A 24758-nucleotide genomic window follows, 5' to 3' on the forward strand; every position below is an offset into this window, starting at 1 on the left:
TCTCGGGGAGCCTACGTCGGGGAGCCCACGTGGGTGGCCTCGGAGCTCTCCGGGGTGCGCTGGCGCGGCACGGCGGCGCGGCCGTCGCGCGAGAAGACGAGGACACGCGCGCGTACCGCCCAGGCGCCCAGCCGGTGCAGGAACGGCGTCGGCAGGAAGACCGCGTCCGCCGCGATCATCGCCAGCGAGAAGAACGGCAGGCCGAGGATCACGGCGATCGCGGCGTGCTCGGTCATCATCACCGCCAGCAGCACGTTCTTCACCCGGCGGTTGAACAGCGTGAACGGGAAGGCGACCTGCACGACGACCGTGCCGTACGTCACCAGCATCACCATCGTGCCGCTGCTCGACAGCAGGTCGCCGAGGGCGGGCCAGGGCGAGAAGTAGTCCAGGTGCAGCGGGTAGTAGACGGCGGTGCCGTCCTGCCAGCGCGAGCCCTGGATCTTGTACCAGCCGGCCGTCGCGTAGATCAGGCAGGCCTCGGCCATGATCACGACGAGGGCGCCGTTGTGCAGGATGTTGGCGATCACGTCGAGCAGGATCCGGGGCTCCGCGGACCTGGCGCGGCGCCCCACGAGCCACCACAGGGCCTGCGCGGCCCACGCCGTCCACAGGAGCGCCGGGATCGTCCACTGGCTGTGGAACCGGCCCAGCGCCGTCACCGTGATCAGCACCGCCCCGAGGACCACCCAGAGGGCGGGCCCGACCCGGTCGGTGACCCGCTCCCCCCGCGCGCGTGCCTCCTCGGCGCGGCGCGCCCGGCGGGCGTCCAGCGACCAGACGCGGCCGCAGCGGGTGAACACCAGGTAGATCGCCATCAGGTGCAGGACGTTGTCGCCGCCGTCCCCCATGAAGACGCTGCGGTTCTGCAGCGAGAGCACGCCGACCATGAACAGCACGGACATCGTGCGGGTCCGCCAGCCGACCAGCAGCAGGGCGCTCGCGAGCACGGCGAGGGCGTACACGATCTCGAACCAGACCCGCCCGTCCGACCACATCAGGGCCGTGAAGGCGCCGTTGGTGTCGATGAGCTGCCGGGCCAGGACCCAGCTCCAGGGTCCGTCGGGGCCGTAGAGCTCCTCGCGGTGGGGGAGCTCGCGCAGCAGGAACATCAGCCAGGTCGCGCTGAAGCCGATCCGGACCACGGCGCTCTGGTACGTACCGAGCGCCTCGGTGACCCGCGCGATGGCGGCGGACACCGTCAGGGTGAACCGGTTCACCGCACACCTCCCGCGGCCTCGGCGTCCGGCACCGTCCACCAGGGCAGCACCCGGTACACCGGCGTCGACGACACCTTCTCGCTGCTCCACTTCGGCGGGGTCACGTTGACGGTCCGGGAGCGGACCTGGACCCGCTCGAGCGCTTCGCCCTCGCCTGCGGCGCCGCCGCGCTCCAGGCGCAGCTCGACGATCCGGCGCAGATAGGTCTCGGAGAGGTCGCCGCGCAGCCCGACGGGGCGGTTGTCGGAGCCGTGGGTGCCGGTGAAGAAGTCCCAGGCGCGGCGCAGCTCGTTCTGCTGGGTGTGGCTCGGCACGATGTTGCGGTCGATGTCACGGCCGTCCTGTGCGGACAGGTCGTACCAGCCGGTGGTGCGCAGGCCGCCGTCCGCGGTGCTGATCCGGGCGCGGACCTGGACCGCGATGTTCTGCTGGAGCGGGTTCGGCGCGAACAGCTTCCAGTTCTGTTCGAACTCGGGGTAGACCCAGTCGTCGATCGCCCTGCCGTGCGTCTTCGTCACCGTGTTCGACGGCGCGACATGCAGGAACACCATTCCCAGGTGCACACAGACGGCGACGGCGACGACGGCGAGCGCCAGGGCCGCGCCTATCTGGTAGCGGGGGGAGAGCGCGGCCACTCCGGTACGGGGTTCGGGCGCGGGCGCGCCGGTACGGGGTGCGGGCGCGGCCACGCCGGTACGGGGTTCGGGCGCGGGCGCGTCGGTACGGGGTGCGGGCGCGGGCGCGTCGTCGGCGGGCGGACCGCTCGGGGGCGTGGCGCCCGCCGGCCCGGCGCTCGTGGGCGGAGTCTCCGGCCCCGCCTGCTCGGGCGTCCCCGGCTCCCGTGAGGTGCCGGGCCCTCCGTCGTACGCGTCCATTCCGCCCCGTTCCCCGATCCGGTCGACTTGCCGTTCCTGCTGCGTCGCGCAATCGCGAACGGTACTCAGCCCCACCCGTTCGGCGCAGCCCCTCCCCGCCCACGGGTTATCCACAGCGGTTGACACCTTACGACGGCCGTCGCACCATGGAATCGCACAGACCGAACGATCGGTCGGGAGCGATCCGGAAAGGATCGGACGACAGAGGGGGACCTCATGGCGACAGCTACCGCGCCCCGCACCGCGGACGACGAGGCGTACCAGCGCACTTTCGACGCCGCGGTGGCCGCCGACGAGCGCATCGAGCCCCGCGACTGGATGCCCGACGCGTACCGCGCGACGCTGGTGCGGCAGATCGCCCAGCACGCCCACTCCGAGATCATCGGCATGCAGCCGGAGGCCAACTGGATCACGCGCGCGCCCTCCCTGCGCCGCAAGGCCATCCTGATGGCCAAGGTCCAGGACGAGGCCGGCCACGGCCTCTACCTCTACAGCGCCGCCGAAACCCTCGGCGTCGGCCGCGAGGAACTGCTCGACAAGCTCCACAGCGGCCGCCAGAAGTACTCCTCGATCTTCAACTACCCCACGCTGACCTGGGCGGACGTCGGAGCCATCGGCTGGCTCGTGGACGGCGCCGCGATCACCAACCAGGTCCCCCTGTGCCGCTGCTCCTACGGCCCGTACGCGCGCGCGATGGTCCGTATCTGCAAGGAGGAGTCCTTCCACCAGCGCCAGGGATACGAACTGCTGCTGGCCCTCAGCCGGGGCACCCCCGAGCAGCACGCGATGGCCCAGGACGCGGTGGACCGCTGGTGGTGGCCGTCCCTGATGATGTTCGGCCCGCCCGACGACGAGTCCGCGCACTCCGCGCAGTCCACGGCCTGGAAGATCAAGCGCCACTCCAACGACGAGCTGCGCCAGCGCTTCGTCGACATCTGCGTCCCGCAGGCGGAGTCGCTCGGCCTCACCCTGCCCGACCCGGACCTCCGGTGGAACGAGGAGCGGGGGCAGCACGACTTCGGCCCGATCGACTGGACGGAGTTCAAGGAGGTCCTCAAGGGCAACGGGCCGTGCAACGAGCAGCGGATCACCCAGCGCCGCCGCGCCCATGACGAGGGCGCATGGGTCAGGGAGGCCGCCGCGGCCCACGCGGCCAAACACACCGGCGACCGGGCCGGACACACAGGCGACCGGCAGGAAAGGGAAGTGGGACACGCATGACGCACACCGACTGGCCGCTGTGGGAGGTCTTCGTACGCTCCCGGCGCGGCCTCTCGCACACCCACGCCGGCAGCCTGCACGCGCCGGACGCGGAGTTCGCCCTGCGCAACGCCCGCGACCTGTACACCCGGCGCGGCGAGGGCGTCTCCATCTGGGTCGTGCCGTCCTCGGCGGTCACCGCCTCCTCGCCGGACGAGAAGGACCCGTTCTTCGAGCCGTCCGCCGACAAGCCCTACCGCCACCCGACCTTCTACGAGATCCCGGAGGGGGTGCAGCACCTGTGACCACGACCGTTGCGGTGACCGCCGCCCTCGCCCTCGGCGACGACGCCCTGGTGCTCTCCCACCGCCTCGGGGAGTGGATGGGCCACGCGCCCGTCCTCGAGGAGGAGGTCGCCCTCGCCAACATCGCCCTCGATCTGCTCGGCCAGGCCCGCGTCCTGCTGTCCATGGCCGGCGACGAGGACGACCTGGCCTATCTGCGGGAGGAGCGCGCCTTCCGCAACCTCCAGCTCGTCGAGCAGCCGAACGGCGACTTCGCCCACACCATCGCCCGCCAGCTGTACTTCTCCACCTACCAGCATCTGCTGTACGCGGAACTGGCCGCCGGGGACGGTCCGTTCGCCGGGCTCGCCGCCAAGGCCGTCAAGGAGACCGCCTACCACCGCGACCACGCCGAGCAGTGGACGCTGCGGCTCGGCGACGGCACCGACCTCAGCCATGAGCGGATGCGGACGGCGTGCACCGCGCTGTGGCGCTACACCGGCGAGATGTTCCAGCCGGTGGAGGGGCTCGACGTCGACGTCGAGGCGCTGCGGGCCGACTGGCTTGAGGCCGTCGGCGCGGTGCTGAGCAGGGCCGGTCTGACGCTTCCCGAAGGGCCGCGGTCCGGTGCCTGGACGGCCGGCGCGGGCCGGCAGGGTGTGCACACCGAGCCCTTCGGCCGGATGCTCGCCGAGATGCAGCATCTGCACCGCAGCCACCCGGGGGCGTCGTGGTGACGGCCACCGCCCTGGAGGCGGAGCTGCTCGCGCTGGCCGGTGCGGTGCCGGACCCGGAGCTGCCGGTGCTGACGCTGAGCGAGCTGGGCGTGGTGCGCGGGGTGCGTGTCCAGGACGCCGGCGCGGTCGAGGTCGAGCTGACCCCGACGTACACCGGCTGCCCGGCGATCGAGACGATGGCCGCGGACATCCGTCAGGTGCTGCGCGAGCGCGGCGTCCAGGACGTCACCGTGCGCACGGTGCTGGCCCCGGCCTGGTCGACGGACGACATCACGGCCGAAGGGCGCCGCAAGCTCCGGGAGTTCGGCATAGCGCCGCCCCGGACGGCGCGGGAGACCGGCCCGGTCGCGCTCACCCTGGGCGCCACCAGGACGCTCGACGAGGACCCGGTGCGCTGCCCGCACTGCGGATCCGCCGACACCGAGCTGCTCAGCCGGTTCTCCTCCACCGCCTGCAAGGCGCTGCGCCGCTGTCTGGCCTGCCGTGAACCCTTCGACCACTTCAAGGAGTTGTGATGGCCCGAGCCGTGACGGCCCGCTTCCACCCGCTCCGTGTGGCCGCGGTGGACCGGCTCACCGACGACTCCGTCGCCCTCACCCTCACCGTCCCCGAGGCCCTGCGCGAGGAGTACCGGCACGCGCCCGGACAGCATCTCGCCCTGCGGCGGGTGACCGAGGGCACCGAGATCCGGCGGACGTACTCGATCTGCTCGCCCGCCCCCGACCCCGCCGGCGAGGGGCCGCGCACCCTGCGGGTGGGCGTGCGGCTGGTCGACGGCGGCGCCTTCTCGACGTACGCGCTGAAGGAGATCGCCGTCGGCGACGAGCTGGAGGTGATGACCCCGGCGGGCCGGTTCACGCTCGACCCGGCGCCCGGGCTGTACGCGGCGATCGTCGGCGGCAGCGGCATCACCCCGGTGCTGTCGATCGTGGCGACCCTGCTGGCCCGTGAACCCGGCGCCCGGTTCTGTCTGATACGCGGTGACCGTACGGCCGCGTCGACGATGTTCCTGGAGGAGGTCGCCGACCTCAAGGACCGCTTTCCCGAGCGGCTTCAGCTCGTGACCGTGCTCTCCCGGGAGGAGCAGCAGGCGGGGCTGCCGTCCGGCCGGCTGGACCGGGAGCGGCTGACCGGGCTGCTGCCGGCGCTGCTGCCGGTGGCGGACGTGGCGGGCTGGTTCCTGTGCGGGCCGTTCGGACTGGTGCAGGGCGCCGAGCGGGCCCTGCGCGAGCTGGGGGTCGCCCGTGCGCGGATCCACGAGGAGATCTTCCACGTCGACGGCGTGGCGCACCCGACGCCCGCGGCGGCTCCCGCGCACGCGACGGTGACGGCCCGGCTCGACGGCCGGGGCGGCAGCTGGCCCGTGCGGGACGGGGAGTCGGTGCTGGACACGGTGCTGCGCAACCGGCCCGACGCGCCCTACGCCTGCAAGGGCGGGGTGTGCGGGACCTGCCGGGCCTTCCTGGTCTCCGGCGAGGTGCGCATGGACCGCAACTTCGCGCTGGAACCGGAGGAGACGGAGGCCGGGTACGTCCTGGCGTGCCAGTCGCATCCGGTGACGGAGGCCGTGGAGGTGGACTTCGACCGGTGACATTCCCTTCTTCTAGAACCTGTTCTATCTTGACGGACCGTCAGATCCAGGCGGGATACCGCCGGATCAGCCGACCCGTCGGAGAGGACAGGCCGTGGACTTCACCTTCAGCGAGGAGCAGCAGGCGGCGGCCGAGGCGGCCCGCGGGGTGTTCGCCGGGGTCGCACCCGACGCGGTGCCGAGCCCCGCGCTCACCCAGGGCCGCCCGGTGGCCGACACCTTCGACCGGGCCCTGTGGGGCAGGCTCGCCGCGGCGGACCTGCTGAGCCTGCTGCTCGACGAGGAGCACGGCGGGGCCGGGCTGGACGCGGTCGCCCTGTGCCTGGTGCTGCGCGAGGCCGGGAAGGTGCTGGCGCGGGTGCCCCTGCTGGAGAGCGGCGCCGCAGCAGCGGCCGTACAGGCGTACGGCGGGCCGGAGTTGAGGTCGGAGTTGCTCGCGCGCTCGGGGCGGGGCGAGGTCGTGCTGACCGTCGCGCCGCACGGCCGTACCGGGCACGACGCGGCCGAACTCGCCGTGACGGCACGGCAGGAAGGTGAGGGCGACTGGATCCTGGACGGGGTGCAGACTGCGGTGCCCTGGGCCCATGAGGCCGACCACGTCCTCGTACCGGCGCGCACCGGCGACGACCGGAGCGTCCTCGCCGTGGTCGCGCGGGAGCGGGAGGGAGTCGTCCTCGCCGAGCAGATCTCCACCACCGGCGAGCGGCTCGGCGAACTGCGGCTGGAGTCGGCGCGGATCCCGTCCCGGTACGTCCTCACCGCCGAAGGCGCCTGGGAGTGGCTCCGGCAGGTGCTGACCATCGGGACCTGTGCGCTGGCGCTCGGCGTGGGGGACCGGGTGCTGGCGATGACCAGCGACTACGCGAGCAAGCGGGAGCAGTTCGGGCACCCCATCGCCACGTTCCAGGCCGTCGCCGTCCAGGCCGCCGACCGCTACATCGACCTGCGGGCGATGGAGGTCACCCTGTGGCAGGCCGCCTGGCGGATCGCCGCCGGGGCCCCGGGCCCGCTGCCCGCGTCCGGCGATGTCGCCGTGGCCAAGATCTGGGCCTCGGAGGGGGTACGGCGGATCGTGCAGACGGCACAGCATCTGCACGGCGGGTTCGGTGCCGACGTCGACTATCCGCTGCACCGCTTCCACGCCTGGGCCAAGCAGCTGGAGCTGTCGCTCGGCCCCGCCGCGGCGCACGAGGAGGCCCTGGGCGACCTGCTGGCCGCCCACCCCCTCGGCTGACCGCCGAGCTACACGACGGAGCCGGGCCGGCCCTCGTCCGTCACCACGGGACGACCCAGCGCCTGCCAGAACTGCATCCCGCCGTCGACGTTCACGGCGTCGATGCCCTGCTGGACGAGGTACATGGTGACCTGGGCCGAGCGGCCGCCGGAGCGGCAGATCACATGGACCCGTCCGTCCTGCGGGGCCGCCTCGGTCAGCTCGCCGTAGCGGGCGACGAACTCACTGATGGGAATGTGCAGCGCGCCTTCGGCGTGACCCGCCTGCCACTCGTCGTCCTCGCGGACGTCCAGCAGGAAGTCGCCGTCCTTGACCGCGCCGACCTCGACCGTGGGCACCCCAGCTCCAAAACTCATGCCCCCGACGCTACCGGACGCCGCGAGCGGCACGGCGGGCCCGGCTACCCCACGAGCTCGGCGAGCTCCGCCTCCTTCTTGGCGACATCGGCCAGGAGCTGCTCGGCGATCTCGTCCAGGAGGCGGTCGGGGTCGTCCGGGGCCATCTTCAGCATGGAGCCGATGGCGCTGGCCTCCAGATTGCGGGCGACCAGCGCGAGCAGTTCCTTGCGCTCCGCGAGCCACTCCAGCCGGGCGTAGAGCTCCTCGCTGGGCGTCGGGCGGCGCTCGGCGGGCGGCGGGCCCGCCGCCCACTCGTCGGCGAGCTCGCGCAGCGCGGCCTCGTCGCCGCGGGCGTAGGCCGCGTTGACCCGGGTGATGAACTCCTCGCGGCGCGCCCGTTCCTCGTCCTGCTGCGCCAGGTCGGGGTGGGCCTTGCGGGCCAGCTCCCGGTAGAGCTTGCGGGCCTCCTCGCTGGGCCGGACCCGCTCCGGGGGCCGCACCGGCTGGTCCGTGAGCATCGCCACGGCCTCCGGGAACAGTCCCTCGCTGTCCATCCAGCCGTGGAACAGCTCCTCGACCCCCGGCATCGGCAGCACCCGGGCCCGGGCCTCCTGCGCGGCGCGCAGGTCCTCCGGGTCGCCGGTGCGGGCCGCCCTGGCCTCGGCTATCAGGGCGTCCAGCTCGTCGAGCCGGGTGTACATGGGGCCGAGTTTCTGGTGGTGGAGCCGGGAGAAGTTCTCGACCTCGACGCGGAAGGTCTCCACCGCGATCTCGAACTCGATCAACGCCTGCTCGGCGGCCCGCACGGCCTGCTCCAGCCGCTCCTCGGGCCGCGACTGCTCAGCTTCGGGGGTCGTCACCCGACCAGCGTAGGCCAAGCCCGCACGACCGGGGGCAGCTCACGGTCCCGGCCGTCCACGTCAGGGACAGCAGGTGGTCCGTAAGCCTAGATCCCCGTCTCCGCGGCGATCCTCCCCGCCCGTACCGCCGTCACGAGGTCCGTGTGGTCGGCCTCCGTGCGGTCGGCGTAGCTGACGGCGAAGGCGGCGATCGCCTCGTCGAGTTCCTCGTTCTTGCCGCAGTAGCCGGCGATCAGGCGCGGGTCGGCGCTGTGGGAGTGGGCACGGGCCAGCAGGGCGCCGGTCATCCGGCCGTAGTCGTCGACCTGGTCGGCGGCGAGCGCGGCCGGGTCGACGCTGCCCTTGCGGTTGCGGAACTGCCGTACCTGGAAGGGCCGCCCGTCGACGGTCGTCCAGCCCAGCAGGATGTCGCTGACGACCTGCATCCGCTTCTGGCCGAGGACCACCCGGCGGCCCTCGTGGTCCTCGTCCGGCGTCTCGAAGCCGGCCGTCCGCAGATGCGGCACCAGGGCCGAGGCGCGCGCCTCCTTCACCTGGAGGATCAGCGGCTCACCCCGGTGGTCCAGGAGCAGGACGACGTAGGAGCGGGTGCCCACGCTGCCCGTGCCGACGACACGGAAGGCGACGTCGTGCACCGCGTGCCGGGACAGCAGGGGGTGGCGGTCCTCGGAGAGGGTGGCCAGGTACGGCTCCAGCGAGAGCGCCACCGCCGCGGCCTCCTCGTCCGGGACCCGGCGCAGCACCGGCGGGGCGTCGACGAAGCGGCGGCCGCCGTCCTCGGTACGGGCGGTCGACTTCGCCGCGAACCGCCCGCTGGTGTTGGCCCGCGCCTTCTCCGAGACCCGCTCGAGCGTGCCCACCAGATCATGGGCGTCGGTGTGGGAGACGAGCTCCTCGTCGGCGATCGCGTTCCACGCGTCGAGCACCGGGAGCTTGGCCAGCAGTCGCATGGTGCGCCGGTAGGAGCCGGCCGCGCCGTGGGCGGCCTGGCGGCAGGTGTCCTCGTCGGCGCCGGCCTCCCGGCCCGCGAGCACCAGGGAGGCGGCGAGCCGCTTGAGGTCCCACTCCCAGGGGCCGTGGACCGTCTCGTCGAAGTCGTTGAGGTCGATGACGAGACCGCCGCGGGCGTCGCCGTACAGGCCGAAGTTGGCCGCGTGGGCGTCACCGCAGATCTGGGCGCCGATCCGGGTCATCGGGGTGCGGGCGAGATCATGGGCCATGAGACCGGCCGAGCCACGCAGGAAGGCGAACGGGGTGGCCGCCATCCGGCCGACCCTTATGGGCGTCAGCTCCGGGATACGGCCCTGGTTGGACTCCTCCACCGCCGTCACCGCGTCCGGGCGGGAGGGGTCCAGGTCGAGCACGGCGTGCGAGGACCGCGCCACCGCGTCCCGCAGTGCCTTGCCCCGCTCCTTCGGCGCGAGATCCCCGGCACCGGCACCGGCCCCGGCCCCCGCTCCCGCCCCGGCCTGCGCCGTGAAGCGCCCGGCGAATCCGCGCACGTGCGGCAGTCTGCGCGCCTCGCCCGCCGCTGCCCCTGCCTCGACCTCGGTCACGGCGACCGCCTCCCCCGCACATCCATCACTGTCGATCAATTCGAGCCGACCGTACAGCCCGTGGCCTGCATCACGGCAGCCCTGTTTCACGTGAAACCAAGGGATCGAGAGCCTGAGACGTTCCTCACACGCTGTGAGCACACCCGGACAACGCGGAAGCCCCCAGGTCCGAGACCTGGGGGCTTCCGGCTGGTGCGCGAGGGGGGAGTTGAACCCCCACGCCCTTGCGGGCACTGGAACCTGAATCCAGCGCGTCTGCCTATTCCGCCACCCGCGCATTGGGTGTGTCTTCCGGCTTCGGGCTTTTCGTCCCGGCGCCTTCCGACATGCAGAACACTAGCACGGTGAACAGGGTGCGTTCACATCCCTTATCCGGGGCACAGGTCCCGTGGAGGGACCCTGGAGAGGCCGACGGCAACCTCTTACGTCTCGGCGGTGACTGGTTCACGTATCAACCTCGTACCTATGGCGGTTGTCTCCCCCTGAGCCGGGCGAGGTCCACAGTCAGGTGCGGGACACTGGTCGTCGGCCGCCTCTACGATCCTGGGCAGAAAACAGGTACGGAAGCGGGTGCGGAAGAGGTGTCGACGCCGCGTCGACGGGGCCGACAGGGGGAACCAGCCGATTCACCGGCGCGTGGATACGATCAGTAAGCAGTACCAGGTAGGCAGCAGGACACGGGACGCAGGTCACGACGGAGGAGGTGCCCCATGGGAGTCCTGAAGAAGTTCGAGCAGCGTCTCGAGGGTCTGGTCAACGGCACCTTCGCCAAGGTCTTCAAGTCCGAGGTCCAGCCCGTGGAGATCGCCGGAGCGCTGCAGCGCGAGTGCGACAACAACGCGACGATCTGGAACCGCGACCGGACCGTCGTCCCCAATGACTTCATCGTGGAGCTGAGCGCGCCGGACTACGAGCGCCTCAGCCCCTACTCAGGCCAGCTCGGCGACGAGCTCGCCGGCATGGTGCGCGACTACGCCAAGCAGCAGCGCTACACCTTCATGGGGCCCATCAAGGTCAACCTGGAGAAGGCCGACGACCTCGACACCGGCCTGTACCGGGTGCGCAGCCGTACGCTCGCCTCCTCCAGCAGCCAGGCCGCCGCGGGCGCACCCGTCGGCGGGGCGGCCCAGCGCCCCGGCTACCCGCCGGCCGGCGCCACCGCCGCTCCTCCCATGCCGTCCGCGCCGCCGCCCGGCGCCGGCCGCCCCGGCGGATACGGCTATCCGCCCGCCGCCGGCGGCCAGCGCGCCGGAGGCGGACTGGCCGGAGCCCCCCAGCCCGGCTCGCGCACCCGCCACTGGATCGAGATCAACGGCACCCGCCACCAGATCTCCCGCGACACCCTCGTGCTGGGCCGCTCCACCGAGGCCGACGTGCGGATCGACGACCCCGGCGTCTCGCGCCGGCACTGCGAGATCCGGACCGGTTCGCCCTCGACGATCCAGGATCTCGGTTCCACCAACGGCATCGTGGTGGACGGGCAGCACACCACCCGCGCTACGCTCCGCGACGGCTCGCGGATCGTCGTGGGCAGCACCACCGTTATCTATAGGCAAGCCGAAGGGTGAAGCGGGGGCAATGTCAGAGCTGACCCTCACGGTCATGCGGCTGGGTTTCCTGGCCGTACTGTGGCTGTTCGTGATCGTGGCCGTGCAGGTCATCCGCAGCGACCTGTTCGGTACGCGCGTCACTCAGCGCGGCTCACGACGGGAAGCCGGACGACCGCAGCAGGCACAGCGCCAGCAGGCGCCCCCGCAGCAGCGCCAGCAGCCCGCCGCCTCCGGCGGTGGCGGCCGTCGGGGCCGCAACGCCCCGACCAAGCTCGTCGTGTCCGAGGGCACCCTCACCGGCACGACCGTCGCGCTGCAGGGCCAGACCATCACCCTGGGCCGCGCGCACGACAGCACGATCGTGCTGGACGACGACTACGCCTCCAGCCGTCATGCCAGGATCTACCCGGACCGCGACGGCCAGTGGATCGTCGAGGACCTGGGCTCCACCAATGGCACGTATCTCGACCGAACGCGGTTGACGACCCCCACGCCGATCCCGCTGGGCTCGCCGATCCGTATCGGCAAGACCGTCATCGAGCTGCGGAAGTAGTGCTACATCATGACTGAGCGCGAGCGGAGCGAGCACGCCAAAGGGGCCGGCACCCCGGTCCTCGGCGCGCTCCCGACCGGAGGGTGGGCAGTGTGGCTCGACACGACCGGCTGTACCCGGGGCCGACGGGCGAGGTGGGCATGAGTCTGTCACTGCGTTTCGCCGCCGGATCGCACAAGGGCATGATCCGCGAGGGCAACGAGGACTCCGGATACGCCGGTCCCCGGCTGCTCGCCATCGCCGACGGCATGGGCGGCGCCGCCGCCGGTGAGGTCGCCTCCTCCGAGGCCATCTCCACCATCGTCGCCCTCGACGACGACGTGCCCGGCTCCGACGTCCTCACCTCCCTCGGCACCTACGTCCAGCGCGCCAACGACCAACTGCGCTCCCTGGTCGAGGAGGACCCCCAGCTCGAAGGCATGGGGACCACCCTGACCGCCCTGCTGTGGACGGGCCAGCGCCTCGGTCTGGTGCACGTCGGCGACTCGCGCGCCTACCTGCTCCGGGACGGCGTACTGACCCAGATCACCCAGGACCACACCTGGGTGCAGCGGCTCGTCGACGAGGGCCGCATCACCGAGGAAGAAGCCACCACCCACCCCCAGCGCTCCCTGCTGATGCGGGCGCTCGGCAGCGGCGAGCACGTCGAACCCGATCTGTCGATCCGCGAGGTCCGGGCCGGCGACCGCTATCTGATCTGCTCCGACGGCCTGTCCGGAGTGGTCTCCCACCAGACCCTCGAGGACACCCTCGCCAGCTACCAGGGCCCGCAGGAGACCGTGCAGGAGCTGATCCAGCTCGCCCTGCGCGGCGGCGGCCCCGACAACATCACCGTCATCGTCGCCGACGTCCTCGACCTCGACACCGGCGACACCCTCGCCGGACAGCTCTCCGACACCCCGGTCGTGGTCGGCGCCGTCGCCGAGACCCAGCACCAGCTCCACGACAACGGCATCATGCAGACCCCGGCCGGCCGTGCCTCGAACCTCGGCCGCAGGCGCCACGCGGGCGGCGGGGGCGGCGAGTTCGGCCCGCCCGGCTCCGGCGGCGACATCACCGGCTTCATCCCCACCGACGGCTTCGGGCAGTACACCGACGACGACTTCGTCAAGCCGCGCAAGGGCCGCAGGTGGCTGAAGAGATCGTTCTACAGCGTCCTCACCCTCGCCGTCATCGGCGGCGGTCTCTACGGCGGCTGGCGCTGGACGCAGACCCAGTACTACGTCGGCACCAACGGCGAACACCTCGCGCTGTACCGGGGCATCAGCCAGGACCTGGCCTGGGTCTCGCTCTCGAAGGTGGAGAAGGACCACCCCGAGATCGAACTCAAGTACCTCCCGGAGTACCAGCAGAAGCAGGTCCAGGCCACCATCCCCGAGGGCAACCTGAACAGCGCCCAGAAGAAGATCGAGGAACTGTCGGTCCAGGCGTCGGCGTGCCAGAAGCAGGCGCAGGCCGGCACGGCCAAGACCACGGCCGGTTCGAAGACCGGCTCCGGCCAGGCCACCGGCGGCACGGGAACCACCCCCGCGTCCCTCACGTCCAAGGCTTCACCGAGCCCGACCTCGACCCCGAACCCGGGCAAGCCCTCGGGTTCGTCGTCCCCGTCCCCGTCCGCGACCGCCACTCCCAGCCCCGGCCCCACTCTCTCGGAGGAAGAGCAGAAGGTCGTCTCGCGGTGCGGTGAGCAGTAGGCAAGCCGTGAGAGGCCCTGTCACATCATGAGCAGTACTACTAATTCGCCGACGCATCACACGTCCACGATCGGCTCGATCGGCACCCCGAGCCGGCGCAACACCGAGCTCGCGCTGCTGGTGTTCGCCGTCGTGATCCCGGTCTTCGCCTACGCCAACGTGGGCCTCGCGATCAACGACCAGGTGCCGTCCGGCCTGCTGGCCTACGGCCTGGGCCTCGGCCTGCTGGCCGGCGTCGCCCATCTCGTCGTACGCAAGTTCGCGCCGTACGCCGACCCGCTGCTGCTGCCGCTGGCCACCCTGCTGAACGGCCTCGGACTCGTCGCCATCTGGAGACTGGACCAGTCGAAGCTGCTCCAGCAGATCAAGCAGGCCGGCACGGCCGCGCCCCGGCAGCTCATGTACACGGCGATGGGCATCGCGCTCTTCATCGTGGTGCTGATCTTCCTCAAGGACCACCGCGTCCTGCAGCGCTACACCTACATCTCCATGGTCGGCGCGCTCTTCCTGCTGCTGCTCCCGCTCGTCCCCGGCCTCGGCCAGAACATCTACGGCGCCAAGATCTGGATCTCGGTCGCCGGCTTCTCCATCCAGCCGGGTGAGTTCGCGAAGATCGTGCTGGCGATCTTCTTCGCCGGCTATCTGATGGTGAAGCGCGACGCGCTCGCCCTCGCCAGCCGCCGCGTCCTCGGCCTGTACCTGCCGCGCGGCCGCGACCTCGGCCCGATCATCGTGGTCTGGCTGATCTCGATCCTCATCCTGGTCTTCGAGACGGACCTCGGCACCTCGCTGCTGTTCTTCGGAATGTTCGTCATCATGCTGTACGTCGCCACCGAGCGGACCAGCTGGATCGTCTTCGGTCTGCTGATGTCCTCGGTCGGCGCGGTCGGCGTGGCCCAGTTCGAGAGCCACGTCCAGCAGCGCGTCCAGGCCTGGCTCGACCCGATGAACGAGTTCAAGCTCTCGCAGAAGGGCGTGGTCGGCCACTCCGAGCAGGCCATGCAGGCGCTGTGGGCGTTCGGCTCCGGCGGCACCCTCGGCACCGGCTGGGGCCAGGGCCACTCCGAGCTGATCAAGTTCGCCGCCAACTCCGACTTCATCCTCGCCACCTTCGGTGAGGAGCTGGGCCTCGCCGGCATCATGGCGCTGCTCCTGCTGTACGGCCTGATCGTGGAGCGCGGCGTGCGCACCGCACTCGCCGCCCGCGACCCGTTCGGCAAGCTGCTCGCCATCGGCCTCTCCGGCGCGTTCGCCCTCCAGGTGTTCGTCGTCGCCGGCGGTGTGATGGGCCTCATCCCGCTCACCGGTATGACGATGCCCTTCCTGGCGTACGGCGGTTCGTCCGTCATCGCCAACTGGGCCCTGATCGGCATCCTGATCCGGATCAGCGACACCGCGCGCCGCCCGGCCCCGGCCCCCGCCTCCAACCCCGACGCCGAGATGACCCAGGTGGTCCGCCCGTCATGAACAAGCCCCTGCGCCGGATCGCGATCTTCTGCGGCCTTCTCGTGCTGACCCTGCTGCTGCGGGACAACTACCTGCAGTACGTCAAGGCGGACACCCTGGCGAGCGACACCAAGAACCGCCGCGTCAACATCACGCGCTACTCCACCCCGCGCGGAGACATCATCGTCGACGGCAAGGCCATCACCGGCTCGGTCGAGACCACCGGCGACTACAAGTACAAGCGCACCTGGAAGAACGGTGCCATGTGGGCGCCGGTCACCGGCTTCTCCTCGCAGGCCTTCGGCGCCAACCAGCTCGAGAAGCTCGAGGACGGCATCCTCTCCGGCAACGACGACCGGCTCTTCTTCCGCAACACCCTGGACATGATCACGGGCAAGGAGAAGGAGGGCGGCAGCGTCGTCACCACCCTCAACTCCGCCGCACAGAAGGCCGCCTACAACGGCCTCGGCGGCAAGAAGGGCGCCGTCGCCGCGATCGAGCCGTCCACCGGCAAGATCCTGGCCCTGGTCTCCACGCCGTCGTACGACCCCTCGAAGTTCGCCGGGTCCTCCAGCAAGGACCAGGAGGCCTGGCTGGCCGTCCAGAAGAAGAACGACCCCGACGACCCGATGCTCAACCGCGCGCTGCGCGAGACCTACCCGGCAGGCTCCACGTTCAAGGTGGTCACCGGCGCGGCCGCGCTGGAGAACGGCGTGGTGTCGGGCATCGACGACACGACCAAGACCCCGGACCCCTACCAGCTGCCGCAGTCCACCACGCCCCTCACCAACGAGCACGGCGACTGCGAGAACGCCACCCTGCGCGAGGCGCTGCGGGTCTCCTGCAACACCGTCTTCGCGAAGATGGCCGACAACGTCGGCAACGAGAAGATGATCGAGCAGGCGGAGAAGTTCGGCTTCAACAACGCCACGCTGGACACCCCGGTGCGCGCCGCGGAGAGCGTCTACCCCGAGGACAACCGGCCGCAGAACGCGCTCGACGGCATCGGCCAGGGCTCCATGCGGGCCACCCCGCTGCAGATGGCCATGGTCGCCTCGGCGGTCGCCAACGACGGCAAGCTGATGAAGCCGTACATGGTCGACGAGCTCAAGGCCCCGAACCTGGACACCCTGGAGACGACCAAGCCGCAGGAGCTGTCCCAGGCGGTCTCCGCGGAAACCGCCCAGAAGCTCCAGGACATGATGGAGACGGTCGTCAAGAGCGGTACCGGTACCGCCGCGAAGATCGACAACGCCATCGTGGGCGGCAAGACCGGTACCGCCCAGCACGGCATCAAGAACAGCGAGAAGCCGTACGCCTGGTTCATCTCGTACGCCAAGCTGTCCGACGGCAGTGCGCCGGTCGCCGTGGCCGTGGTCGTGGAGGACGGCGCCGCCAACCGTGACGACATCACCGGCGGCGGTCTCGCCGCACCGATCGCGAGGAGCGTGATGAAGGCAGTCATCGACAGCAAGAAGTGACCCCCATCACGTTGCCTGCACATCGGTGCACGTTGCGATACCGGTCCTGCATCGGGTGACGGGCTTGGCCAGGTCACAGACCGCCGTCCGGGTACGGTATGCCCGGACGGCAGCCTTCGACCGCACACGTGTGCCGGTCGGGACCGACGGAGAGGGCTGGTAGGTAGCTATGGAAGAGCCGCGTCGCCTCGGCGGCCGGTACGAGCTGGGCCATGTGCTCGGTCGTGGTGGCATGGCGGAGGTCTATCTCGCGCATGACACCCGCCTCGGCCGCACCGTGGCGGTGAAGACGCTGCGCGTGGACCTCGCGCGCGACCCTTCCTTCCAGGCCCGGTTCCGCCGGGAGGCCCAGTCGGCCGCCTCGCTGAACCACCCCGCCATCGTCGCGGTCTACGACACCGGCGAGGACTACATCGACGGGGTCTCGATCCCGTACATCGTCATGGAGTACGTCGACGGCTCCACGCTGCGCGAGCTGCTCCACTCCGGCCGCAAGCTCCTGCCGGAGCGGACGCTGGAGATGACGATCGGCATCCTCCAGGGCCTGGAGTACGCCCACCGCAGCGGCATCGTGCACCGGGACATCAAGCCGGCGAACGTCATGCTGACGCGCAACGGCCAGGTCAAGGTCATGGACTTCGGCATCGCCCGCGCGATGGGCGACTCCGGCATGACGATGACGCAGACCGCGGCCGTGATCGGCACCGCCCAGTACCTCTCGCCGGAGCAGGCGAAGGGCGAGCAGGTCGACGCGCGCTCGGACCTGTACTCGACGGGTTGCCTCCTGTACGAGCTGTTGACGGTACGGCCGCCCTTCGTGGGCGACTCCCCGGTGGCCGTCGCCTACCAGCACGTCCGTGAGGAGCCGCAGCCCCCGTCGGTCTTCGACCCCGAGATCACCCCCGAGATGGACGCGATCGTCCTGAAGGCGCTGGTCAAGGACCCGAACTACCGCTACCAGTCGGCCGACGAGATGCGTGCCGACATCGAGGCCTGCCTCGACGGCCAGCCGGTCGCGGCCACGGCGGCGATGGGCTCCGTCGGCTACGGCTACGGCGACGACCAGGCCACGACGGCGCTGCGCTCCGCGGACGCCGGCGCCACGTCGATGATGCCGCCGATGAACCCGGACGACGGGGGCTACGGCTTCGGCACCTACGACGACCGCCCGGACCGCCGCCGCCAGAAGAAGTCGAACACCTCGACGATCCTGCTGGTGGTGGCCGCGGTCCTGGTGCTGGTCGGCGCGATCCTGATCGGGAAGTGGGCGTTCAGCGGCAAGGACGCGGCCAGCGAGACGGTGCCGGTGCCCAGCCTGATCGGGCAGACCGAGGCCAACGCGAAACAGCAGTTGCTCAACGTGGACCTCAAGGTCGGCACGGTCACCCAGAAGGCGTGCGAGAACCAGCCCAAGGGCCAGATCTGCGACCAGGACCCCGATCCCAAGGCCGAGGTCAAGAAGGACACCACGGTCAACCTCGTGGTCTCGACCGGCGCGCCGAAGGTGGCGGTGCCGAACGTGATCGACAAGGACGTCGACACGGCGACGAGCCAGCTCGAGGACAAGGGCTTCGAGGTCGAGACCAAGCAGACGGAGTCCTCCCAGGAGGCGGGCACCGTCCTCAGTCAGGACCCCGATCCGGGCACCGAGCTGGAGAAGGGCTCGACGGTGACCCTGGAGGTCGCCAAGGCCGCGGAGAAGTCCACCGTCCCCGACGTCTCCGGCCAGACCTGTGAAGCCGCCAAGGCCCAGATGCAGGCCAACAACCTGACCGGCAACTGCGTCGAGGTCGACACCCAGGACCAGAACCAGGTCGGCAAGGTCATCTCGACCAACCCGTCCATCGGCTCCCAGGTCGACAAGGGCTCCACGGTGACGATCCAGGTCGGCAAGAGCAGCCAGACCCAGGTGCCGTCCGACCTCCAGGGCAAGACCCTGAAGGACGCCAAGCAGGCGCTGCAGGACGCCGGTCTGAACGTCGGCAGCATCTCCGGCTCCCAGGACGACAACGCCCAGGTCATCAGCTCCGACCCGAGCCCCGGCAGCACGGTCAACCGGGGCACGACCGTCAACCTGGTCGCCATAAACACCGGGAACAACAACGGCGGCAACAACGGCGGATTCCTCAACGGCGGAAACGGCGGTTAGCCGCTGAGCCGGTAAGGCAAGCGAGAGGGGCCCGGTACTCGGACGAGTACCGGGCCCCTGGTCGTGGGCTCAGCCGCGCAGTTCCTTCGGCGGCGTCCGGTCCGCGTTGACCTTCTCCACCCGCTCCAGTTCGCCCCACACCACGTACCGGTAGCGCGAGGTGTACACCGGTGTGCAGGTCGTCAGGGTGATGTAGTGGCCGGCCTTCTTCTTGCCGGACTCCTCGGGGATCCGGCCGAGGACCTCGACGTTGTACTTCGAGGTCTCGGGAAGGACCGCGTAGACCTTGTAGACGTACCAGTCGTCCCGCGTCTCGAAGACGATCGGGTCGCCCTTCCTCAGCTTGTCGATGTTGTGGAACTTCGCGCCGTGGCCGTCGCGGTGCGCGGCGAGGGTGAAGTTGCCCTCCTTGCCGCTGCTGGGGAGCGTGGCCTTGACGGGGTCGGTGTAGTAGCCGGCGACGCCCTCGTTGAGGACGTCCGTCGAGGTGCCCTTCTCGACCAGGACCTCGCCGTTCTTCATGGCGGGCACATGCAGGAAGCCGATGCCGTCCTTGGTGTCGAGGGCGCCCGGCCCGGTGTCCCGCTGGGCCCAGTTGTCCCGGACCTTGTCCGCCTGTCTGTCGGCGTGCCGGTCGGCGACGACGTTCGTCCACCACAGGGAGTAGACGACGAACAGGCCGAGGACCAGGCCCGCCGTGATGAGGAGTTCACCGAAGACACTGACGGCGAGGGCGATCCGCCCCCGCCGCGGCGGCCCCGCCGACGAGTCCGTCCCCGGATCCCGTACCTGCTCGGTGTCGCCGGTGGTCGCTGCCACGTTCATCTGCCCCTACTCGACTAGCGCATCCGGCTTGCCCTTGCTGCGCGGCCGTTCCTCGACCATCTTGCCCCAGACGATCAACCGGTACTTGCTGGTGAACTCCGGCGTACAGGTGGTGAGGGTGATGTAACGCCCCGGACCGGTGAACCCGGACTGCGGCGGCACGGCGTCCAGGACGCTGGTGTTGCTGGGCGAGGTGACCGGCAGCGAGGACGTCATCTTGTAGACGAAGTACTCGTCCTGCGTCTCCACGACGATGTCGTCGCCCGCGCTGAGCCGGTTGATGTACCGGAACGGTTCGCCGTGCGTGTTGCGGTGCCCCGCGAGCCCGAAGTTGCCGGTCTTGTCCTCGGGCATGGCCGTCTTCAGCGTGCCCTCGCCGTAGTGCCCCACCATGCCCTTGTCGAGCACCTTCTTGTTGCTGACACCCTCGGCGATCGGCACGACCACGTCCAGCTTGGGAATGTGCAGGATCGCGAAGCCCTGTCCGGGGGAGAAGGTGCCCGGGTTGCGCTTGCCGTTCGCCCAGTCGTCCTGGAGGCTGTCGGCCTCCTTGCTGGCCTGCGCGTGCGCCCGCACGTTCGTCCACCAGAGCTGATAGCTGACGAACAGCAGCATCAGCACGCCCGTGGTGATGAACACCTCGCCGACCGCCCGGCTGGCGACCACCGCCGCGCTGGGCTTGCGCGCCTTGGCCTGCCGGCGGGCCTCGACCCGCGACAGCGGCCGCTCGTCCTGCGAGGGCGCGATCGCCGGATCGGCGGCGTCGACGGACCCGGTGCCGGAGCCGCCATGGCGCCCGTGACGGCCCTTGGCGGCCTTTCTGCGGGCCGCCCGGCCACCCGCCGGGGTTCCAGGGGCGGGAGAGGCTGCTGTGACGCCAGAGGCCGATGTGGCGCCGAAGGGGTCGGTGTCGGCCGGCGGTGGCTCCGGGATCCGCAGCGCCACCGTCTCCTCGTCGATGCGCGGAAGCCGCTGGGTGAACGCCTCCGCGCCCCCCGCCGCGCCGCCCCTCGGTTCGGCGCCCGGAGCCGCCTTCCGCCGCCGCCCGGTGCCGGGCCGAGGATCGCCGACGTACGGCTGGGCACCCGGCGGCCGCTCCCCCGCATACGCGTCCACGCCGAAGGACTCGTACGACGCGGTGCCGTACGAGTCCTCTCGCTCGGGGCGCAGCGCGGTCACGCCGTGGCCCTGCCCACCACCGGCGCGAGCCCCGCCGACCTCGCCACCGCGCCCTGGTCGCCGCACTCCACGAGCCAGTTGGCCAGCATGCGGTGGCCGTGCTCGGTCAGCACCGACTCCGGGTGGAACTGCACGCCTTCGACGGGCAGTTCACGGTGGCGCAGGCCCATGACGATCCCGTCGTGGGTGCGGGCGGTGACCTCCAGCTCGGCCGGGACGGTGGCCGGCTCGGCGGCGAGGGAGTGGTAGCGGGTCGCGGTGAAGGGGGTGGGGAGCCCGGCGAAGACGCCCTTGCCCCCGTGTTCCACGAGCGAGGTCTTCCCGTGCAGCAGTTCCGGGGCCCGGTCGACGACACCGCCGTACGCCACCTGCATCGACTGCATGCCCAGGCAGACCCCGAAGACCGGCACGCCGGTGGCCGCGCAGTGGCGGACCATCTCGACGCAGACGCCGGCCTCCTCGGGGGTGCCGGGGCCGGGGGACAGCAGCACACCGTCGAAGCCGTCCTGGGCGTGGGAGGTGGAGACCTCGTCGTTGCGCAGGACCTCGCACTCGGCGCCCAGTTGGTACAGGTACTGGACGAGGTTGAAGACGAAGCTGTCGTAGTTGTCGACGACGAGAATGCGCGCGCTCACTGGTTGTCCACCGTCACATCGTTGAAGGGAAGCAGCGGTTCGGCCCACGGAAAGACATACTGGAACAGGGCGTAGACGACAGCCAGGATCAGCACGATCGAGATCAGCGCCTTCACCCACGCGTTTCCCGGCAGATGCCGCCAGATCCAGCCGTACATCCCGTCCCTTCCGTCGCACCACGGCACCTGACTCACGCCGTACGCCACCAGACTAGGGCCTGTCCGGCGGATCAGGTCGCAGGAAAGCAGCGGTGACTGATCAGCGCAGCTGACCCCGCGTCTGCGGCATGATCCGCCGGACAGGCCCTAGCGGCGCAGGGCCTTGGGTTCGCCTGCGTCCACGGGCTGGGTGGAGTCGAGGTGTGCCCAGACGATGAGTCGATGGCTGTGCCCCCATTCCGGATCGCACGTGGTCAGCGTGAGATACCGGCCCGGGCGCGTATACCCCGACTTACGTGGCACAGCGTCGATCACCTCGATGTCCGAGGGCACGGTTTTGTAAGGGCCTTTGTCGATCCGATACGTGAACCAGGTCGTACCGTCGGTGAGCACCACCGCGTCCCCGCGCCGCAGCTTCGGGAAGTCCTTGAAGGGGTCGCCGTAGGTCCGCCGGTGGCCGGCGACGGAGAAGTTCCCGGTCTGTCCGAGCCGCGCCGTGCCCGCGTAGTGGCCCAGCCCCTTCTTCAGGGTGCCGGTCGCGGTGCCTTCGAGCACCGGCTTGTTCCACGTGAAACCAAGACGCGGGATGTACATGACCGCGAAGGGCCGTCCGCTCCTGTACGGCGCCGGCGGTGCGGGCGTGCTCGCCGGCGGGGTCGGCTGCCGGGTGGCCCACTGGTCGTGCAGGTCGTCGATCTGGGCACCCATGGCCCGGTCGGCGCGGACGCCGGTCCAGAAGAGCACGTAGACGACGAAGAGGACGATGACGGCACCGACGGTGATGCACAGCTCACTGACCGTCCTGACGATCACCCGTAACGACACAGGCGCCCCCGCCGGTTGCTACTCCACAGGCTTCGCGTAGTGCAGATCCACTGTGCCGGAGTACCCCGGAAGAGTCACCGTCCCGTCCTCGGTGACTTTCCAGCCGAGGCCGTAGACATTCACGTAGACCATGTAGTTCTGGATCGCGGGCGAGTCCGCGAGCGCCTTCTGCAGCTTCTCGGGGTCGCCGACCGCCTGGATCCTGTACGGCGGTGAGTAGACGCGGCCCTGCAGGATCAGGGTGTTGCCGACACAGCGCACGGCGCTGGTGGAGATCAACCGCTGGTCCATGACCTTGATGCCGTCGGCGCCGCCCTTCCACAGGGCGTTCACCACGGCCTGGAGGTCCTGCTGGTGGATGACCAGGTAGTCGGGCTGCGGCTCGGGATAGCCGGGGAGCTTGGCGGTGGCGTTGGGCGGGGCGTCGTTGAGGGTGACCGTGATCGCCCTGCCCTTGAGCTTGCGGGTGCCGGCGTTCTTCTCCAGGGCCGTGAGTTTCTCGTCCTCGGCGCTGGTGCTGCCGTCGTCGGCCTCGGCGAGGGACTCGACCCGGGAGCGCAGGGCCCCGTTGGCCTCGTCCAGCTCGCCGTTCTTGCGGCTGTGCTCCTGGATCAGGTCGGAGAGCTTCAGCAGGGAGGCGTCCGTACGGATGTTCGTGCCCTTGGCCGTGTTGAAGCTGGTGATGAAGAGAAGTCCGGCGAGGGCGAAGACACCCGCGGTGAGCATCCGCACGGGGCGGAAACGGGGCGTTGAACCCGTCCGGGGGGAGTCGGCAGAATTGCTCAACGTACCCTTATCTCCTTCGGCGCCGTAGAAGCACTACGCTAACGGACGCCCGGGGGAGCCCCTCAGTCCCCTAGTACGAAGCCCCCGAGCCCGACCAGCACCTGCGCGGCCACGCAGCGCATCGACAGGAGAGACCCTCGTGCCGAAGTCACGTATCCGCAAGAAGGCTGATTACACGCCGCCGCCGGCGAAGCAGGCGACCGCGATCAAGCTGACCAACCGCGCCTGGGTCGCCCCGGTGATGTTGGCCATGTTCCTGATCGGGCTGGCCTGGATCGTCGTCTTCTACGTGACCGACGGCACGCTGCCGATCGACAGCCTGAACAACTGGAACATCGTGGTGGGCTTCGGCTTCATCGCGGCCGGGTTCGGCGTCTCCACGCAGTGGAAGTAGCCACGGCCGCACTGAGTTATCCACAGGCCTGAGCCTTCTGTCCACAGAGTGGGGAAAAGAAACGACGATCTGTGGATAACTCACCGGAGGTTGACGCCGGTATGACCTAACTACCGGCAGTCACCACCACTCGAAAACGCGTTCGCCCCCTGCCTGACCTGCACCGACGTAGGTCACCCGCAGGGGGCGTCGTCGTCCCCGCACGTTGTGCACAAGATTCGCCACCCACTGTGGACAACAGGACGCTCAGGTGAGCTGGGCGGTCCTCAGGAGCGTCAACACGACGACCGCGACCAGCACCACCGCACACGTTCCGTACTGCACCAGCGCCCGGTGCTCACGCGGGGCGTGGACCATGCCGTATCCGATGACCACGCCCGCGACGAGACCACCGATGTGGGCCTCCCAGGCGATGTTGCTCCACCCGAAGGTGAAGATCAGGTTGATCACCAGCAGGGCGATGATCGGCCGCATGTCGTAGCGCATCCGGCGCATCAGGACGGCCGTGGCCCCGAAGAGACCGAAGATGGCACCGGAGGCGCCGAGCGACGGCTGGTTCGGCTCGGCGATCAGATAGGTCAGCGCGCTGCCCGCGAGGCCCGAGACGAAGTAGAGCGCCAGATAGCGGGCTCTGCCGAGCGCCTGTTCGAGCGGGCCGCCGAGCCACCAGAGGCTGAGCATGTTGAACAGGATGTGGACGACGCCGCCGTGCAGGAACATCGGGGTCAGCAGCCGGTACCACTGACCCTCCGCGATGCCTTCGACACCCCCGAGGACCGGCACGTAGGCCCGGCCGAGCAACTCGAAGCTGGTGGTGAACCGGTCACCGACGGCCATCTGGACCAGATAGACAGCCACGCACAGCCCGATCAGGATCTTGGTGACCAGGCGCGGATCGTCCCTGAGGGAGCCCCCGGCGAGGGTGCGCGGCTGTGCGGCCGCCGGCGGATGCCCCGTGCCCGAGCCCTCACGGACGCAGCTGGGGCACTGGAACCCGACGGAGGCGCTGACCATGCACTCCGGGCAGATCGGCCGCTCACAGCGCGTGCACCGGATGCCGGTCTCCCGGCCGGGGTGCCGGTAGCAGGACGGCAGCCCGCTGTGGGTGCCGTCCGGCCGGCTGCCTGGCGCCTGGTCCATGAGCTCCCCCAGTTCGTCGTCGAGCGGGACGGGGCATGCGGGCCGCGT

General features: G+C 70.4%; 25 protein-coding genes and 1 tRNA gene. 13 read left to right on the forward strand and 13 right to left on the reverse strand.

The features are described 5' to 3' along the window. Positions 1-11: 11 nt before the first annotated feature. Entirely contained in the window at positions 12-1220 is a 1209-nt protein-coding gene (locus tag OG852_RS24030; RefSeq protein WP_133911017.1) for an HTTM domain-containing protein, read from the reverse strand. Further along, complete coding sequence (locus OG852_RS24035; protein WP_330348922.1) at positions 1217-2095, reverse strand: DUF5819 family protein; 879 nt, start codon at positions 2093-2095, stop codon at positions 1217-1219. The genes OG852_RS24030 and OG852_RS24035 overlap by 4 nt, the downstream gene beginning before the upstream one ends. A gap of 216 nt (positions 2096-2311) precedes the next feature. On the opposite strand from OG852_RS24035, the gene paaA reads away from it, so the two are divergent. The 6 genes from paaA (at position 2312) to OG852_RS24065 (ending at position 7141) form a co-directional block, all read left to right on the forward strand. Beyond that, complete coding sequence (gene paaA, locus OG852_RS24040; protein ID WP_133911019.1) at positions 2312-3316, forward strand: 1,2-phenylacetyl-CoA epoxidase subunit PaaA; 1005 nt, start codon at positions 2312-2314, stop codon at positions 3314-3316. Next, complete coding sequence (gene paaB, locus OG852_RS24045; RefSeq protein ID WP_019526615.1) at positions 3313-3600, forward strand: 1,2-phenylacetyl-CoA epoxidase subunit PaaB; 288 nt, start codon at positions 3313-3315, stop codon at positions 3598-3600. Before paaA ends, paaB begins: the two co-directional genes overlap by 4 nt. Next, positions 3597-4316 (forward strand): 1,2-phenylacetyl-CoA epoxidase subunit PaaC, encoded by a 720-nt coding sequence (paaC, locus tag OG852_RS24050; protein WP_330348923.1) that lies wholly within the window; start codon positions 3597-3599, stop codon positions 4314-4316. The genes paaB and paaC overlap by 4 nt, the downstream gene beginning before the upstream one ends. After that, entirely contained in the window at positions 4310-4831 is a 522-nt protein-coding gene (gene paaD / locus OG852_RS24055) for a 1,2-phenylacetyl-CoA epoxidase subunit PaaD (RefSeq protein WP_133911021.1), read from the forward strand. Before paaC ends, paaD begins: the two co-directional genes overlap by 7 nt. Further along, positions 4831-5907 carry a 2Fe-2S iron-sulfur cluster-binding protein gene (locus OG852_RS24060; protein WP_330348924.1) on the forward strand — a complete coding sequence of 359 codons (1077 nt, stop codon included), beginning with the start codon at positions 4831-4833 and terminating at the stop codon, positions 5905-5907. Before paaD ends, OG852_RS24060 begins: the two co-directional genes overlap by 1 nt. 94 nt (positions 5908-6001) lie before the next feature. Then, positions 6002-7141: an acyl-CoA dehydrogenase family protein gene (locus OG852_RS24065; RefSeq protein ID WP_330348925.1), complete on the forward strand. Its 1140-nt coding sequence runs from the start codon at positions 6002-6004 to the stop codon at positions 7139-7141. 8 nt (positions 7142-7149) lie between these two features. Here OG852_RS24065 and OG852_RS24070 read toward each other — a convergent pair whose 3' ends face one another. From OG852_RS24070 to OG852_RS24085, 4 genes are all read right to left on the reverse strand, one after another. Next, positions 7150-7479 (reverse strand): rhodanese-like domain-containing protein, encoded by a 330-nt coding sequence (locus tag OG852_RS24070; RefSeq protein WP_133911293.1) that lies wholly within the window; start codon positions 7477-7479, stop codon positions 7150-7152. Between the two features lie 62 nt (positions 7480-7541). After that, positions 7542-8339: a J domain-containing protein gene (locus OG852_RS24075; RefSeq protein ID WP_133911024.1), complete on the reverse strand. Its 798-nt coding sequence runs from the start codon at positions 8337-8339 to the stop codon at positions 7542-7544. 86 nt (positions 8340-8425) lie between these two features. Continuing rightward, positions 8426-9895: a DUF2252 domain-containing protein gene (locus tag OG852_RS24080; protein WP_330348926.1), complete on the reverse strand. Its 1470-nt coding sequence runs from the start codon at positions 9893-9895 to the stop codon at positions 8426-8428. A 190-nt stretch (positions 9896-10085) separates the two neighbouring features. After that, positions 10086-10172: transfer RNA gene (locus tag OG852_RS24085), tRNA-Leu, on the reverse strand. 433 nt (positions 10173-10605) lie between these two features. On the opposite strand from OG852_RS24085, the gene OG852_RS24090 reads away from it, so the two are divergent. The 6 genes from OG852_RS24090 to pknB all read left to right on the forward strand — a co-directional run bounded on the left by OG852_RS24090 (position 10606) and on the right by pknB (position 18768). Further along, the gene (locus OG852_RS24090) at positions 10606-11463 is read left to right on the forward strand and encodes an FhaA domain-containing protein (protein WP_133911026.1); all 858 of its coding nucleotides are present in this window, start codon (positions 10606-10608) and stop codon (positions 11461-11463) included. Between the two features lie 10 nt (positions 11464-11473). Further along, positions 11474-11998 (forward strand): FHA domain-containing protein FhaB/FipA, encoded by a 525-nt coding sequence (locus OG852_RS24095; protein ID WP_133911027.1) that lies wholly within the window; start codon positions 11474-11476, stop codon positions 11996-11998. Positions 11999-12138: 140 nt separating this feature from the next. After that, complete coding sequence (locus OG852_RS24100; protein ID WP_330348927.1) at positions 12139-13692, forward strand: Stp1/IreP family PP2C-type Ser/Thr phosphatase; 1554 nt, start codon at positions 12139-12141, stop codon at positions 13690-13692. A 27-nt stretch (positions 13693-13719) separates the two neighbouring features. Then, complete coding sequence (locus OG852_RS24105; RefSeq protein WP_133911029.1) at positions 13720-15159, forward strand: FtsW/RodA/SpoVE family cell cycle protein; 1440 nt, start codon at positions 13720-13722, stop codon at positions 15157-15159. Next, positions 15156-16619, forward strand: a complete 1464-nt coding sequence (locus OG852_RS24110; protein WP_330348928.1) for a peptidoglycan D,D-transpeptidase FtsI family protein — start codon at positions 15156-15158, stop codon at positions 16617-16619. The genes OG852_RS24105 and OG852_RS24110 overlap by 4 nt, the downstream gene beginning before the upstream one ends. Before the next feature lie 169 nt (positions 16620-16788). Beyond that, positions 16789-18768: a Stk1 family PASTA domain-containing Ser/Thr kinase gene (gene pknB / locus OG852_RS24115; RefSeq protein ID WP_330348929.1), complete on the forward strand. Its 1980-nt coding sequence runs from the start codon at positions 16789-16791 to the stop codon at positions 18766-18768. A 69-nt stretch (positions 18769-18837) separates the two neighbouring features. Here pknB and OG852_RS24120 read toward each other — a convergent pair whose 3' ends face one another. From OG852_RS24120 to OG852_RS24145, 6 genes are all read right to left on the reverse strand, one after another. After that, on the reverse strand, positions 18838-19593 hold the full coding sequence (locus OG852_RS24120) for a class E sortase (RefSeq protein WP_133911032.1): 756 nt from the start codon (positions 19591-19593) through the stop codon (positions 18838-18840). Between the two features lie 6 nt (positions 19594-19599). Beyond that, positions 19600-20772 carry a class E sortase gene (locus OG852_RS24125; protein WP_133911033.1) on the reverse strand — a complete coding sequence of 391 codons (1173 nt, stop codon included), beginning with the start codon at positions 20770-20772 and terminating at the stop codon, positions 19600-19602. Then, positions 20769-21407, reverse strand: coding sequence for an aminodeoxychorismate/anthranilate synthase component II (locus OG852_RS24130; RefSeq protein ID WP_133911034.1), 639 nt, complete (start codon positions 21405-21407; stop codon positions 20769-20771). The genes OG852_RS24125 and OG852_RS24130 overlap by 4 nt, the downstream gene beginning before the upstream one ends. Then, entirely contained in the window at positions 21404-21565 is a 162-nt protein-coding gene (locus OG852_RS24135) for a hypothetical protein (protein WP_330348930.1), read from the reverse strand. Before OG852_RS24135 ends, OG852_RS24130 begins: the two co-directional genes overlap by 4 nt. Positions 21566-21712: 147 nt before the next feature. After that, the gene (locus tag OG852_RS24140; protein WP_330348931.1) at positions 21713-22390 is read right to left on the reverse strand and encodes a class E sortase; all 678 of its coding nucleotides are present in this window, start codon (positions 22388-22390) and stop codon (positions 21713-21715) included. 18 nt (positions 22391-22408) lie between these two features. Beyond that, positions 22409-23176: a DUF881 domain-containing protein gene (locus OG852_RS24145; RefSeq protein WP_330348932.1), complete on the reverse strand. Its 768-nt coding sequence runs from the start codon at positions 23174-23176 to the stop codon at positions 22409-22411. Positions 23177-23315: 139 nt separating this feature from the next. On the opposite strand from OG852_RS24145, the gene crgA reads away from it, so the two are divergent. Continuing rightward, positions 23316-23570, forward strand: coding sequence for a cell division protein CrgA (crgA, locus tag OG852_RS24150; RefSeq protein ID WP_133911038.1), 255 nt, complete (start codon positions 23316-23318; stop codon positions 23568-23570). A gap of 246 nt (positions 23571-23816) precedes the next feature. Here the strand turns inward: crgA and OG852_RS24155 are convergent, their stop codons facing one another. Beyond that, positions 23817-24710, reverse strand: coding sequence for a rhomboid family intramembrane serine protease (locus OG852_RS24155; protein ID WP_133911039.1), 894 nt, complete (start codon positions 24708-24710; stop codon positions 23817-23819). Between the last annotated feature and the right edge of the window lie 48 nt (positions 24711-24758).

Source organism: Streptomyces sp. NBC_00582 (assembly GCF_036345155.1).
GTDB lineage: Bacteria > Actinomycetota > Actinomycetes > Streptomycetales > Streptomycetaceae > Streptomyces.

Excerpts from the sequence above, each read along its gene's own strand:
- OG852_RS24035 (WP_330348922.1), bottom strand. The coding sequence starts at position 2,095 with ATGGACGCGTACGACGGAGGGCCCGGCACCTCACGGGAGCCGGGGACG.
- paaA (WP_133911019.1), top strand. The coding sequence starts at position 2,312 with ATGGCGACAGCTACCGCGCCCCGCACCGCGGACGACGAGGCGTACCAG.
- paaB (WP_019526615.1), top strand. The coding sequence starts at position 3,313 with ATGACGCACACCGACTGGCCGCTGTGGGAGGTCTTCGTACGCTCCCGG.
- OG852_RS24060 (WP_330348924.1), top strand. The coding sequence starts at position 4,831 with ATGGCCCGAGCCGTGACGGCCCGCTTCCACCCGCTCCGTGTGGCCGCG.
- OG852_RS24090 (WP_133911026.1), top strand. The coding sequence starts at position 10,606 with ATGGGAGTCCTGAAGAAGTTCGAGCAGCGTCTCGAGGGTCTGGTCAAC.
- OG852_RS24095 (WP_133911027.1), top strand. The coding sequence starts at position 11,474 with ATGTCAGAGCTGACCCTCACGGTCATGCGGCTGGGTTTCCTGGCCGTA.
- OG852_RS24100 (WP_330348927.1), top strand. The coding sequence starts at position 12,139 with ATGAGTCTGTCACTGCGTTTCGCCGCCGGATCGCACAAGGGCATGATC.
- OG852_RS24105 (WP_133911029.1), top strand. The coding sequence starts at position 13,720 with ATGAGCAGTACTACTAATTCGCCGACGCATCACACGTCCACGATCGGC.
- OG852_RS24110 (WP_330348928.1), top strand. The coding sequence starts at position 15,156 with ATGAACAAGCCCCTGCGCCGGATCGCGATCTTCTGCGGCCTTCTCGTG.
- pknB (WP_330348929.1), top strand. The coding sequence starts at position 16,789 with ATGGAAGAGCCGCGTCGCCTCGGCGGCCGGTACGAGCTGGGCCATGTG.
- OG852_RS24120 (WP_133911032.1), bottom strand. The coding sequence starts at position 19,593 with ATGAACGTGGCAGCGACCACCGGCGACACCGAGCAGGTACGGGATCCG.
- OG852_RS24135 (WP_330348930.1), bottom strand. The coding sequence starts at position 21,565 with ATGTACGGCTGGATCTGGCGGCATCTGCCGGGAAACGCGTGGGTGAAG.
- OG852_RS24155 (WP_133911039.1), bottom strand. The coding sequence starts at position 24,710 with ATGGACCAGGCGCCAGGCAGCCGGCCGGACGGCACCCACAGCGGGCTG.